We start from the raw sequence: 13,604 nt of genomic DNA, 5'->3' as shown, positions 1-13,604 counted from the left end.
ATATCGGCCGCGGCGCGCTCGACATCGACCCGCCGGGCGACGGCGGGATCGTGGTGCTGGAGCTTTCGAGCTACCAGACAGACCTGGCCCGCGCGCTGACGCCCGACGTCGCCGTGTTCACCAACCTGACGCCCGACCATCTGGACCGCCACGCCGGCATGGGCGGGTATTTCGCCGCCAAGCGGCGGCTCTTCGCCGAAGGCGGGCCCGACCGCGCGGTGATCGGCGTGGACGAGATCGAGGGGCGGTACCTTGCCGGGCAGCTGTCCGAAGGGCGCGCCGACGACCGGGTGATCCGCGTTTCGAGCGGGCGCAAGCTGAACGGGCCGGGCTGGCTGGTCTTCGCGCGCAAGGGGTTCCTGACCGAGTGGCGCAAGGGCCGGCAGGTGGGCTCGATCGACCTGCGCGACATCAAGGGGCTGCCGGGTGCGCATAACCACCAGAACGCCTGTTCCGCCTTCGCCGCGCTGCGGGCATTGGGCCTCGGCCCGCGTGAGATCGAGGCCGGTTTGCGCAGTTTCGAGGGCCTGCCGCATCGCAGCCAACTGATCGCCGAGCGTGACGGCGTGCGCTTCGTCAACGACAGCAAGGCCACCAACGTCGACGCGGCGCTGCAGGCGCTGCGCGCCTTCCCGCGGATCCGCTGGGTCTGCGGCGGGCTGATGAAGGACGGCGGGCTATCGGGGCTGCACCCCGCGCTCGACCACGTGGCCAAGGCCTACGTCATCGGCCGCGAGCCCGAGGTCTTCGCCCGCGACCTGCCGGGGACCGAGGCATCGCTGTGCGGCGACATGGGGACCGCCGTCGCGCAGGCCGCGGCCGAGGCGCAGCCGGGCGACGTGGTGCTGCTGGCGCCGGCGGCGGCGAGCTTCGACCAGTATGACAATTTCGAGGAGCGCGGCGCCGACTTCATCGCGCAGGTGCGGGCGCTCCTGGGCTAGGCGCCCGCGATTGCCCGGCCTGCAGCCACGCCCGAGCTCCACGCCCACTGGAAATTGTATCCGCCCAGCCAGCCGGTCACGTCCACGGCCTCGCCGATAGCGTACAATCCGCGCAAATGGTGCGCCATCATTGTACGGGAATCGAGGCCGTTTGTATCGATTCCGCCCAGCGTCACCTCGGCCGTGCGATACCCTTCCGTTCCCGTCGGCCGCAGGTGCCAGCGGTGCAGGCTTTCGGCGATTGTATCGATACGCGCATCCGACAGGTCGGCCAGATTTCCCGTCAGGTCGATCTGACCGGCAATGTGCGACACCAGCCGCGCGGGCAGGTGCTGCGCCAGCGCGGTGGTTACCGCGCGTCGGCCCACCTTCTGCCGTGCGGCGCGCAGGTCCTGTGCCGCGTCGGCGCCCGGCAGCAGGTCGACCACCACGTCCTCGCCCTCGCGCCAATAGCTCGAGATCTGCAGCACGGCGGGGCCCGACAGCCCGCGATGGGTGAACAGCATCGCCTCGTCGAAACTGTGCCGGTCGTTGCCGACCCGCGCCTGAACGGCCGTGCCCGACAGTTCGGCGAAGCGGCCCGCGTCGAAGGTGAAGGGCACCAGCGCAGGCCGCGTCTGGGTCAGCGACAACCCGAATTGCCGCGCCAGGTCGTAGGCGAGGCCACTCGCGCCCATCTTCGGGATCGACTTGCCGCCGGTCGCGAGCACCAGGTTGTCCGCCACCACGTCGACAGGCTTGCCTTCGCGGGTGATCCGGCATGTGAACCGCCCGTCCGCGTGCCCGACCGCGCCGATCTCGGCCCCCAACCACAGGCGCGCGCCGGCCTTCTCGGCCTCGGCCAGAAGCATCGCCACGATCTGCGTCGCCTTGCCGTCGCAGAACAGCTGCCCCAGCGTCTTTTCGTGCCAGGCGATGCTGTGCCGATCCACGAGGTCGATGAAATCCCACTGGGTGTAGCGCGCCAGCGCGGATTTGTGGAAATGCGGGTTCTCGCCCAGGAAGCGGTCGGGCTCGGTGTAGAGGTTGGTGAAATTGCACCGGCCGCCGCCCGAGATGCGGATCTTCTCGCCCGGCGCGCGCGCGTGATCGACCACCAGCGTGTCGGGCCCGGCATGCGCCGCGCACATCAGCCCCGCAGCGCCGGCCCCGAGTATGAGCGTCCTGACCTTCATCCCGCGCAGATGCATGCGGCGGCGGCGAAAGGCAAGGGTCCGCCGAAACCACTTGTTAACCGCTTTTGTGTAGCCCCGGAGAGGCAAGTCGTCTACTTTGCCCGCAGACCCGGAAAACGGGCGGACGAGGCAGTGAGCAGATCACCATGACGGAAATGGTCTACGGCGCGGTTCCCGCGCGCGATGTCGAACCCGTGCTGCCGAAATGGTGGCGCACGGTCGACCGGTGGAGCCTGTCGTGCATCCTGATGCTGTTCGGCATCGGGCTGCTGCTGGGTCTGGCCGCCTCGCCGCCGCTGGCCGAACGCAACGGGCTGGACCCGTTCTACTACGTCCAGCGTCAGGCGGTGTTCGGCGGCGCGGCGCTGCTGGCGATGCTGATCACCTCGATGATGCGGCCCCAGCTGGTGCGGCGCCTCGCGGTGATCGGGTTCGGCGCGGCCTTCATCGCGCTGGCGCTGCTGCCGTTCTTCGGCACCGATTTCGGCAAGGGCGCCGTGCGCTGGTACGGCATGGGTTTCGCCTCGGTGCAACCGTCCGAATTCCTGAAGCCAGCATTCGTGATCATGGCCGCCTGGCTGATGGCCGCCGCCCAGGACCTGGGCGGGCCTCCGGGACGGCTCTATTCGTTCATCATCATGGTGCTGATCGTCGCGATGCTGGCGATGCAGCCCGATTTCGGCCAGGCCGCGCTGGTGTTGTTCGGCTGGTCGGTCATGTGGTTCGTCGGCGGCGCGTCGATGCTGCTGCTGCTCGTGCTGGCCGGGATGGTCGTGCTGGCCGGCAGCCTCGCCTACAACGGCTCGGAACACTTCGCCCGCCGCATCGACGGCTTCCTGTCGCCCGACGTCGACCCGACCACGCAGCTGGGCTTCGCCACCAACGCCATCCGCGAGGGCGGCTTCTTCGGCGTCGGGGTGGGCGAGGGGCAGGTGAAATGGTCGCTGCCGGACGCGCATACCGACTTCATCATCGCCGTCGCGGCCGAGGAATACGGCCTGGTTATGGTGGGCGTGATCATCGCGCTCTACGCCACGGTGGCGATCCGCTCGCTGGTCCGCCTGATGCGCGAGCGTGATCCGTTCATCCGCCTCGCGGGCACGGGCCTTGCCTGCATGTTCGCAGTCCAGGCGCTGATCAACATGGGCGTCGCGGTGCGGCTGCTGCCCGCGAAGGGCATGACGCTGCCCTTCGTCAGCTACGGCGGCTCGTCCCTGATCGCGGGCGGCATCGCCGTGGGCATGCTGCTGGCCTTCACCCGCACGCGGCCGCAGGGCGAGATCGGCGACATCCTGCGCGGACGCGCGCGGTGACAGCGCGCACCGTCCGGACGCTGTGCCGTCAGGCAGTTCACCGCCGTCCCGCGGCGTTCGGATTGCCGCGCGGGACGCGCTGCGCTAGGGCCGCCCGCATCGCAGGACACGGAGAAGACTGATGGCGCAGGGACGGCCCTTGCTGGTCATGGCGGCGGGCGGCACCGGCGGGCACATGTTTCCCGCCCAGGCCCTGGCCGAGGTGATGCTGGCGCGCGGCTGGCGGGTGAAGCTGTCGACCGACGCGCGCGGCGCGCGCTACACCGGTGCCTTCCCGGTTGCGGTCGAGATCGAGACCGTCGCCTCGGCCACCTTCGCGCGCGGCGGAGTCGCGGCCAAGGCGCTCGTGCCGTTGCGCATCGCGGGCGGCGTCGTGTCGGCGGTGCGCGGCTTCCTGCGCGACCGGCCCGCCGTGGTGGTGGGCTTCGGCGGCTACCCGTCGATCCCGGCGCTGTCGGCGGCCACGCTGCTTAAGCTGCCCAGCATGATCCACGAACAGAACGGCGTGCTTGGCCGCGTGAACAGGATCTTCGCGCCGCGCGTCACCCGCGTCGCCTGCGGCACCTGGCCGACCGAACTGCCCGAGGGCGTCGCGGCCGAGCACGTGGGCAACCCGGTGCGCGCCGCCGTGCTGGAGCGTGCCGGCGCGCCGTACATCCCGCCGGGCGACTACCCGATGCAGATCCTCGCGATCGGCGGCAGCCAGGGCGCACGCATCCTGTCGGACATCGTGCCGCCGGCGATCGCGTCGCTGCCGCCCGCACTGCTGCAGCACCTGCGCGTCTCGCAGCAGGCGCGCGAGGAAGACGTCGACCGCGTCAACGCCTTCTACGCCGAGCGCGGGATCGAGGCCGACATCCGCACCTTCTTCGACGACGTGCCCGCCCGGATGAGCGAGGCGCAGCTTGTCATCGCGCGCGCGGGCGCGTCGACCGTGGCCGACGTCTCGGTCATCGGCCGGCCCTCGATCCTGATCCCCTACGCCGCCGCCCTGCGCGACGAGCAGAGCGTGAACGCCCAGGGACTGGTGGACGCGGGTGCGGCAATCCGGATCCCGGAAAGCAAGCTGACGGCCGAGTCGCTGGCGGACTCGATCCTCGCGGTGTTCGACAACCCGCGGGGCGCGGAACAGATGGCGCGCGCGGCGCTTGGGGTCGGACGGCCCGACGCGGCCGCGCATCTTGCCGACCTGATAGAAAAAATGAAGAAAGGGGCAGGCGAATGAAGGACCTGGTCAATGAACGCGCGATCTGCATGACGGGGGCGACCAAGCTTCCGGTCAACGTCGGTCCGATCCACTTCGTCGGCATCGGCGGCATCGGCATGTCCGGCATCGCCGAGGTGCTGCTCAACCACGGCTACACGATCCAGGGCTCGGACCTGAAGGCGACGAAGATCACGCAGCGGCTGGTTGAGCTGGGCGCGACCGTGTTCGAGGGCCAGCGCGCCGAGAACCTCGCCGGCGCGCAGGTCGTCGTGATCTCGTCCGCGATCAAGCCGGGCAACCCGGAGCTGGACGAGGCGCGCGCCCGCGGCCTGCCCGTGGTGCGCCGCGCCGAAATGCTGGCCGAGCTGATGCGCCTGAAATCCAACGTCGCCATCGCCGGCACGCACGGCAAGACGACCACGACGACGATGGTAGCGACGCTGCTGGAGCGCGGCGGCTTCGATCCGACGGTGGTCAACGGCGGCGTCATCCACGCCTACGGCAGCAACGCCCGGATGGGGCAGGGCGAGTGGATGGTGGTTGAGGCGGACGAGAGCGACGGCACCTTCAACCGGTTGCCCGCGACGATCGCTATCGTGACCAACATCGACCCCGAGCACATGGATCACTGGGGCAGCCTCGAGAACCTGCGCCGCGGGTTCTACGACTTCGTGTCGAACATCCCGTTCTACGGCCTCGCCGTCTGCTGCACCGACAACGCCGAGGTGCAGGCGCTGGTGGGCCGCGTGACCGACCGGCGCGTGGTGACCTACGGATTCAACGCGCAGGCCGACGTGCGGGCGGTGAACCTGCGCTACGAGGCCGGGACCGCGCTGTTCGACGTGGCCTTCCAGGACACGGGCGAGGTGGCGGAGGGCTTCCGCCTGCCGATGCCGGGGGATCACAACGTCTCGAACGCGCTGTCTGCGATCGCGGTGGCGCGGCACCTGGGCATGACCGCGGACGAGATCTGCGCGGCGCTGGCGGCCTTCGGCGGCGTGAACCGGCGCTTCACAAAGGTGGGCGAGGTCGACGGCGTGACCATCATCGACGATTACGGCCACCACCCGGTCGAGATCGCGGCGGTGCTCAAGGCCGCGCGGCAGGCGACGCAGGGGCGCGTCATCGCGGTCCACCAGCCGCACCGCTTCACCCGGCTGCACCACCACTTCGAGGAATTCTGCACCTGCTTCAACGAGGCCGACGTGGTCGCCATCGCCGAGGTCTACGCCGCCGGCGAGGACCCGATCGAGGGGGCGACGCGCGACGACCTGGTGGCGGGGCTGGTGCGCCACGGCCACCGGCAGGCGCGCGCCCTGCAGGGCGAGGACGACCTCGCCGCGCTGGTCCGCGAGGTGGCCCGGCCGGGCGACATGGTGGTCTGCCTCGGGGCCGGCACGATCAGCGCCTGGGCCAACGCGCTGCCCGAGCGGCTGCGCGGCTAGGCGGTGTCCCATCGTGGGACAGGGTTGCGCCCTAGCAAAATCAATGGCTTGCAGAGACGGATTCATCTTTCGTCAACGTTCGGCTCGCCGCGGGCGGGCCGATGAGCCTGCCGGTGGTGCTGGGGCTGGGCTGGCTGGTGCTGGCCAACGTCGCGGGCATGATCCCCGCGCGCGACAACCACTGGGCGCGGGCCTGGGCGCTCATCGCGGCCGGGCTGCCGCTGCTGGGCTGGATCTGGTGGGAGGCCGGCTGGCTGCCCGCCACGCTGTTCCTGGCCGCCGCGGCAAGCGTGCTGCGCTGGCCGGTGATCTACCTCGGCCGCTGGCTGCGCGGCGTTTCGGGGCGCTGAGCTTGCCCCCGGCCGCGCGCCCGCGTAGCACCCCCGCATGAGCGATCTTCCCACCCCCCGAGGCCGGCTGACGGCCGACCAGCCGCTGTCGTCCCTCACCTGGCTGCGCGTCGGCGGCCCCGCCGACTGGCTGTTCAAGCCCGAGGACGAGGACGACCTCGCCGATTTCCTGCGCGATCTCGATCCGGGCGTGCCGGTCTTCCCGATGGGCGTCGGGTCCAACCTGATCGTGCGCGACGGCGGCATCCGCGGCGTGGTGATCCGCATGGGGCGCGGCTTCAACGGGATCGAGACTGGCGAGGGCACGGTGACCGCCGGGGCCGCCGCGCTTGATGCGCACGTGGCGCGCAAGGCCGCGGCGGCGGGGCTCGACCTGACCTTCCTGCGCACGATCCCGGGCGCCATCGGCGGCGCGGTGCGGATGAACGCCGGCTGCTACGGGTCCTACGTCGCCGACCACCTGGTCGAGGCGCGGGCGGTGACGCGGGCGGGCGAGACGGTCACGCTGACGCCGGACGACCTGCAGTTCGCCTATCGCCACAGCGCGCTGCCCGACGGCTGGGTGATCACGCGGGCCACGTTCCGCGCCGAAAGGGGAGACCCGGACGCGCTCGAGGCGAAGATGGCCGAGCAGATCGCCAAGCGCGACGAGGCCCAGCCCACGAAGGAGCGCACGGCCGGCTCGACCTTCCGCAACCCGGCGGGATTCTCGTCCACGGGGCGGGCCGACGACACGCACGAGTTGAAGGCCTGGAAGGTCATCGACGACGCCGGCCTGCGCGGTGCCACGCGCGGCGACGCGCAGATGAGTCCCAAGCATCCGAACTTCCTTGTGAACACCGGCGAGGCAAGTGCCGCCGACCTCGAAGGTTTGGGCGAGGAAGTGCGAAAAAAGGTTTTCCAGCACAGCGGTTTGACGCTAGAGTGGGAAGTGATCCGCATCGGCGACCCCGGTGCGGAGGACGACAAGACAAACGGCGCGGCGAAGGCGTAAACGCACAACCACGCGCTGAACGATAAAAACAGGCCGCAACGAGCAGGTTGCACCGAACAAGACAAGGCGAACGTGATTCGCCGAAGCAAACGGGGCGCAGACCCCGGCAACCGTGGCTGTCCGTAAAGGATGGCCCGAGGCAAAAAGGCGTGGGCATGTCGGGCAGGACATCCCTCAAGGTGGCGGTTCTCATGGGCGGACCCTCGGCCGAGCGCGAGGTGTCCCTGTCGTCGGGGCGCGAATGCGCCAAGGCGCTGCGCGAGGCCGGCCACGAGGTGATCGAGATCGACGCGGGCGCGGACCTTGCCGCGCGGCTGGCCGAGGTGCGTCCGGACGTGGCGTTCAACGCGCTGCACGGCCGCCGGGGCGAGGACGGCGTCGTCCAGGGCCTGCTGGAATGGCTGCGCATCCCCTACACGCATTCGGGCGTGCTGGCCTCGGCGCTGGCGATGGACAAGGCCCGCACCAAGGACATCTACCGCGCCGCCGGCTTGCCGGTGGTCGAGCACGTGATCGCCGCCCGCGACGCGGTGCGCGCGGCGCACGTGATGCCGCCGCCCTACGTGGTGAAGCCCAACAACGAAGGCTCGTCCGTGGGCGTCTACCTGGTGCGCGAGGCGTCCGACGCGCCGCCCGCGCTGGCCGACACGATGCCCGACAGCGTCATGGTCGAGGCCTTCGTGCCCGGGCGCGAGCTGACCACCACGGTCATGGGCGCCTCGGGCGGCGCGCCCGCCCGCGCGCTGGGCGTGACCGACATCCTGACCGACGGCTGGTACGATTACGACGCGAAATACGCGACGGGCGGCTCGCGCCACGTCTGCCCCGCCGACATCCCCGAGGCGATCGCCGCGCTGTGCGAGGCGCATGCGGTCGCCGCGCACGAGGCGCTGGGCTGCCGCGGCGTGTCGCGCACCGATTTCCGCTGGGACGAGGCGCGCGGCGCGGACGGCCTGGTGCTGCTGGAGACCAACACGCAGCCGGGCATGACGCCCACGTCGCTGTCGCCCGAACAGGCGCAGCGGGCGGGGCTGTCCTTCGCCGAGTTCTGCGACTGGATGGTGAGGGACGCGTCATGCGATCGCTGAAGCGCGACCGGTACGATCCCGCGCCCTCGATGTGGCGCTACCGGCTGGAGCGGCTGATGCTGACGCCGCTGTTCCGCGTGACGCTGCGGGTGGGCCTGCCCGTCGCGGCGATCGCGGGCGCGGCCAGTCTGTGGGTCTCGGTGCCCGAGAACCGGCAGGCCTTCACGCTGATGGTGGCCGATCTGCGCGCGCAGATCGAAAGCCGCCCCGAGCTTCAGGTCAAGCTGATGGCGATCGACGGCGCCACCGATGCCGTCGCCGAGGAGATCCGCGCGACGCTGGCGATCGACTTTCCCATGAGCTCGCTGGAAATGGACATGGCGCGGCTGCACGCGATGGTCGAGGCGATGGACCCGGTCCAGAAGGCCGAGCTGCGCATCCGCCAGGGCGGCGTGCTGCAGGTCGACATCGTCGAGCGGGTGCCCGCGATCCTGTGGCGCAGCGACGACGGGCTGGAATTGCTCGACGGCGGCGGCGCGCGCGTGGGCCCCGCCGGGCCGCGCCACGTCTACCCCGAGCTTCCGGTCATCGCCGGCGACGGCGCGCGCGCCAACATCGCCGAGGCGCTGGACCTCTACGCCACGATCGGTCCGCTGAAGGCCCGGCTGCGCGGCTTCGAGCGGATCGGCGACCGCCGCTGGGACGTGGTGCTGGATCGCGGGCAGCGCATCCTGCTGCCCGAACAGGGCGCGCAGCGCGCGCTGGAGCGGGCGATCGCGATGGACCAGGCCGAGCGCGTGCTGGCGCAGGACGTCGTCGCCATCGACCTGAGGCTGGGCCGCCGTCCGACGCTGCGGCTGACGCCGCCGGCGGCTCTGGCGCTGTGGCAGGTGAAACAAGAACAAACCGAAAAAGGGGCACAGGAATGATCGAGCTCTACGAATCCCAGCGCGCCATGCGCAACATGCGGCGCGCGGCGATGCAGCGGGGGGTGGTGGCGATCCTCGACGTGGGCTCTTCCAAGATCGCGTGCCTGGTGCTGCGCTTCGACGGCGCCGAACCGGGCAGCGACGACGGCATCGGCTCGCTTGCCGGGCAGTCGGGCTTTAGGGTGATCGGGGCGGCGACGACCCGCTCGCGCGGGGTGCGCTTCGGCGAGATCCGGACGATGGCCGAGACCGAGCGTGCGATCCGCACCGCGGTGCAGGCGGCGCAGAAGATGGCCGGCATCCGCGTCGACCACGTGATCGCCTGCTTCTCGGGCGCCGAGCCGCGCAGCTACGGGCTGGCGGGCGAGGTCGACGTGGCGGACAGCACCGTGGACGAACAGGACGTCGCGCGCGTGCTGTCGGCCTGCGACATGCCGGATTTCGGCCATGGGCGCGAGGTTCTGCACGCGCAGCCGGTGAACTTCGCGCTGGACCACCGCACCGGGCTTAGCGACCCGCGCGGGCAGATCGGCAACCGCCTCAGCTGCGACATGCACATGCTGACGGTCGAGGCGCAGACGATCCAGAACCTGGCGCATTGCGTCAAACGCTGCGATCTCGAACTCGCGGGGGTCGCCTCGTCGGCCTACGTGTCGGGCATTTCGGCGCTGGTCGAGGACGAGCAGGAGCTGGGCTCGGCCTGCATCGACATGGGCGGCGGTGCGACCGGCGTGTCGATCTTCATCAAGAAGCACATGATCTACGCCGACAGCGTGCGCATGGGCGGCGACCACGTGACCAGCGACATTTCCATGGGCCTGCAGGTGCCGATGGCCACCGCCGAGCGGATCAAGACCTTCTACGGCGGCGTCGTCGCCACCGGCATGGACGACCGCGAGATGATCGAGACCGGCGGCGAGACCGGCGACTGGGAGCACGACCGCCGCACGGTGTCGCGCACCGAGCTGATCGGCATCATGCGCCCGCGGGTCGAGGAAATCCTCGAGGAGGTGCGCTCGCGCCTCGACGCGGCGGATTTCGACCACCTGCCGGCGCGCCAGATCGTCCTGACGGGCGGCGCGAGCCAGATCCCCGGCCTCGACGGGCTGGCGGCGAAGATCCTGGGCCAGCAGGTGCGCCTGGGCCGGCCGCTGCGCGTGCACGGGCTGCCGCAGGCCGCCACGGGCCCCGGCTTTGCCAGCGCGGTTGGCCTGTGCCTGTTCGCGGCGCATCCGCAGGACGAATGGTGGGACTTCGAATTGCCGGCCGACCGCTACCCGGCGCGGTCGTTGCGGCGCGCGGTCAAATGGTTCCGCGAGAACTGGTGACCGCTACATCTGCACGAGTCGGCGAAAGAACGCGTATACGAGGCACTTTTCGGCCACATTTGGTATAAGTTTTGTGTTTTTCGAGTGACTATGAGAGCTTCGGGCTGTAAGACTGGCCCTTAAAGGCAAGGGGATCGGCCGAACCAAGGGCCGGCCAAGACACAGGCGGACGGATCCATGACACTGAACCTTTCCATGCCCGGCAACGAAGAGCTCAAGCCACGGATCACCGTGTTCGGCGTGGGCGGAGCGGGTGGCAACGCCGTCGACAACATGATCGACAAGGCGCTCGACGGCGTCGACTTCGTGGTGGCCAACACCGACGCGCAGGCGCTGCAGCAAAGCAGCGCACAGTCGCGCATCCAGCTGGGCGTCAAGGTGACCGAGGGGCTGGGCGCCGGCGCCCGCGCATCGGTCGGCGCCGCCGCCGCCGAGGAGAGCATCGAGCAGATCGTCGATCACCTGGCCGGCGCGCACATGTGCTTCATCACCGCCGGCATGGGCGGCGGCACCGGCACCGGTGCGGCCCCGATCATCGCGCAGGCCGCGCGCGAGCTGGGCGTCCTGACCGTCGGTGTCGTGACCAAGCCCTTCCAGTTCGAGGGCGCCAAGCGCATGCGCCAGGCCGAGGCCGGCGTCGAGGCGCTGCAGAAGGTCGTCGACACGCTGATCATCATCCCGAACCAGAACCTGTTCCGCCTGGCCAACGAGAAGACGACCTTCACCGAGGCGTTCTCGATGGCCGACGACGTCCTGTACCAGGGCGTGAAGGGCGTGACCGACCTGATGGTCCGCCCTGGCCTGATCAACCTCGACTTCGCCGACGTCCGCGCGGTGATGGACGAGATGGGCAAGGCGATGATGGGCACCGGCGAGGCCGAGGGCGAGGATCGCGCGGTCCAGGCCGCCGAGAAGGCCATCGCGAACCCGCTGCTGGACGAGATCAGCCTGCGCGGCGCCAAGGGCGTGCTCATCAACATCACCGGCGGCAGCGACCTCACGCTGTTCGAGCTGGACGAGGCGGCCAACCGCATCCGCGAGGAAGTGGACCCCGACGCCAACATCATCGTGGGCTCGACGCTGGACGACAGCATGCAGGGCATGATGCGCGTCTCGGTCGTGGCCACCGGCATCGACGCCTCCGACAACGTGGGCGAGACCCCCGTGCCGCGCCGCCGCATGGCGCAGCCGCTGCAGGCCCAGGTGGTCGAGGAGCAGCCCGAGCCGCAGCCGCAGCCCGAGCCGGTGCGCGCCGCTGCCCCCGCCTACAAGCCCGCCGCCCGCTTCGAGGACGAGGAGCCGTCGTTGTTCGAGGAACTCGAGCCCGAGACCGCCGGCCAGCCCGACTTCGACACCTTCGGCGAGGACAGCCATGTCGAGCAGGCCGTCGACGAGGACGCGCTGCCCGAGCCGGTCTACCAGCCGCGCCGCCAGGCCCCCGCGATGGAGGCCCAGCCCGAGAACTTCGTGGCACCGCGCTCCGCCGCGCCCGGCACCCCGACCCCCGAGGCGATGGCCCGCCTGCGCGAGGCGACCCGCGGCGCCCGCCCGTCGCACGAGCGCGCCGACCCGATGCAGCAGGCCCGCCCGCAGCCGGTGCGCCGCATCGCGCCGCACCAGGCCGAGCAGCACGCCGAGCCCGAGCGCGGATCGCGCTTCAGCGTCAATTCGCTGATCGGCCGGATGACGGGGCAGGGCCACGGTCAGCCGCACGGGCAGGCGCACGGCCACGGCGGGCATGACGTCCCGCCGCAGCCCGCGCGCCGCGCGCAGCCCCCGGTCCAGTCGCAGCGCCCGGCCCAGGCACCGGCCCCCGCGCCGCGCCAGGAACACGACCCCGAGCAGGAAAAGATCGACATTCCGGCCTTCCTGCGGCGCCAGGCGAACTGAATCGGCTCACGCTTCACGACAGGGCGCCCTCCGAAAGGAGGGCGCTTTTTCGTTTGTGGACAGAGGCTTGCGCGGTGCCGGGCGGCAGTCGGCAGGGCGGCGCCCACCGGCCGGTCGGGATGTTTCACTTCGTTGCAATCTTTGATTTGAGACCCGGCCGGGGCTTCCGTATCTCCCACTCAGGCCATGCGAGGTATCGCGCCGTCAGTGCGCGCCGGCATGTCCCGGGGGAAGAAGCCGAGGACTGAGTATGCAGACGACGATCCGATCCGCCGCGACATTCACCGGCACGGGCCTCCACTCGGGGCGCCCGGCGACGATCGTCCTGCGCCCTGCTCCTGCTGGCCACGGGGTCGTATTCCGCCGCACCGACATCTCGCTGGGCGACACCCGCGTCCCGGCCCGCTGGGACCTGGTCGACCAGTCGCCGCTCTGCACCCGCATCGTGAACCGCGCGGGCGTCTCGGTTTCGACGATCGAGCACCTGATGGCGGCGCTGGCCGGTTGCGGCGTGCACAATGCGCTGGTCGAGATCGACGGCCCCGAGGTCCCGATCCTTGACGGGTCGAGCGCGCCCTTTGTGCGCGGCATCCTGGCCACCGGCGTGCGTCGCCTCGCACAGCCGCTCGACGTGATCGAGATCCTGTCGCCCGTCGCGGTCGAGACCGCCGGCGGCTGGGCGCGCCTGTCCCCGTCGGACGGCCTGACCATGACCTTCCACATCGACTTCGCCGACGTGGCGATCGGCCGGCAGACGCGCCGGCTGGACCTCGCCAACGGCGCCTTCGTGCGCGAGCTGTGCGACAGCCGCACCTTCTGCCGCCGGGCCGAGGTCGAGGCGATGCAGGCCAACGGCCTCGCCCTGGGCGGCATCGCGGGCGAGAACGCGGTGGTGTTCGACGGCGCGCAGGTGGAAAGCGGCGCGGGCCTGCGCCACGCCGACGAGCCGGTGCGCCACAAGATGCTCGACGCGCTCGGCGACCTTTCGCTGGCCGGTGCGCCGA

General features: G+C 70.6%; 12 protein-coding genes. 11 read left to right on the top strand and 1 reads right to left on the bottom strand.

Annotated elements, in window-relative coordinates; translation table 11 throughout:
* A partial coding sequence (gene murD / locus ACFDTC_RS04795; protein WP_375257735.1) for a UDP-N-acetylmuramoyl-L-alanine--D-glutamate ligase occupies positions 1-941 on the top strand: 941 nt, incomplete at its 5' end.
* Here the strand turns inward: murD and ACFDTC_RS04790 are convergent.
* Positions 938-2,116, bottom strand: coding sequence for an NAD(P)/FAD-dependent oxidoreductase (locus tag ACFDTC_RS04790; protein WP_375257734.1), 1,179 nt, complete (start codon positions 2,114-2,116; stop codon positions 938-940). The two genes, murD and ACFDTC_RS04790, sit on opposite strands and share 4 nt — an antisense overlap.
* A gap of 146 nt (positions 2,117-2,262) precedes the next feature.
* On the opposite strand from ACFDTC_RS04790, the gene ACFDTC_RS04785 reads away from it, so the two are divergent.
* The 10 genes from ACFDTC_RS04785 to lpxC form a co-directional block, all read left to right on the top strand.
* Positions 2,263-3,429: a putative peptidoglycan glycosyltransferase FtsW gene (locus ACFDTC_RS04785; RefSeq protein ID WP_375257733.1), complete on the top strand. Its 1,167-nt coding sequence runs from the start codon at positions 2,263-2,265 to the stop codon at positions 3,427-3,429.
* Between the two features lie 121 nt (positions 3,430-3,550).
* The gene (locus ACFDTC_RS04780; RefSeq protein WP_375257732.1) at positions 3,551-4,654 is read left to right on the top strand and encodes a UDP-N-acetylglucosamine--N-acetylmuramyl-(pentapeptide) pyrophosphoryl-undecaprenol N-acetylglucosamine transferase; all 1,104 of its coding nucleotides are present in this window, start codon (positions 3,551-3,553) and stop codon (positions 4,652-4,654) included.
* A gap of 29 nt (positions 4,655-4,683) precedes the next feature.
* Entirely contained in the window at positions 4,684-6,081 is a 1,398-nt protein-coding gene (murC, locus tag ACFDTC_RS04775) for a UDP-N-acetylmuramate--L-alanine ligase (RefSeq protein WP_375257774.1), read from the top strand.
* 101 nt (positions 6,082-6,182) lie between these two features.
* Positions 6,183-6,431 (top strand): DUF2484 family protein, encoded by a 249-nt coding sequence (locus ACFDTC_RS04770; RefSeq protein ID WP_375257731.1) that lies wholly within the window; start codon positions 6,183-6,185, stop codon positions 6,429-6,431.
* A gap of 37 nt (positions 6,432-6,468) precedes the next feature.
* On the top strand, positions 6,469-7,425 hold the full coding sequence (gene murB / locus ACFDTC_RS04765) for a UDP-N-acetylmuramate dehydrogenase (protein WP_375257730.1): 957 nt from the start codon (positions 6,469-6,471) through the stop codon (positions 7,423-7,425).
* Between the two features lie 155 nt (positions 7,426-7,580).
* Entirely contained in the window at positions 7,581-8,513 is a 933-nt protein-coding gene (locus tag ACFDTC_RS04760; RefSeq protein ID WP_375257729.1) for a D-alanine--D-alanine ligase, read from the top strand.
* On the top strand, positions 8,501-9,382 hold the full coding sequence (locus tag ACFDTC_RS04755) for a cell division protein FtsQ/DivIB (RefSeq protein WP_375257728.1): 882 nt from the start codon (positions 8,501-8,503) through the stop codon (positions 9,380-9,382). Before ACFDTC_RS04760 ends, ACFDTC_RS04755 begins: the two co-directional genes overlap by 13 nt.
* Positions 9,379-10,710, top strand: a complete 1,332-nt coding sequence (gene ftsA / locus ACFDTC_RS04750) for a cell division protein FtsA (RefSeq protein ID WP_375257727.1) — start codon at positions 9,379-9,381, stop codon at positions 10,708-10,710. The genes ACFDTC_RS04755 and ftsA overlap by 4 nt, the downstream gene beginning before the upstream one ends.
* A 177-nt stretch (positions 10,711-10,887) precedes the next feature.
* Positions 10,888-12,600, top strand: coding sequence for a cell division protein FtsZ (gene ftsZ / locus ACFDTC_RS04745; protein ID WP_375257726.1), 1,713 nt, complete (start codon positions 10,888-10,890; stop codon positions 12,598-12,600).
* Between the two features lie 250 nt (positions 12,601-12,850).
* On the top strand, positions 12,851-13,604 hold a 754-nt coding region (lpxC, locus tag ACFDTC_RS04740), incomplete at its 3' end, for a UDP-3-O-acyl-N-acetylglucosamine deacetylase (protein ID WP_375257725.1).

The organism is Citreimonas sp. (assembly GCF_042096055.1).
GTDB lineage: Bacteria > Pseudomonadota > Alphaproteobacteria > Rhodobacterales > Rhodobacteraceae > Citreimonas.
The sequence above is the reverse complement of the archived record's forward strand: the minus strand, read 5'-3'. Positions and strand labels throughout refer to the sequence as shown.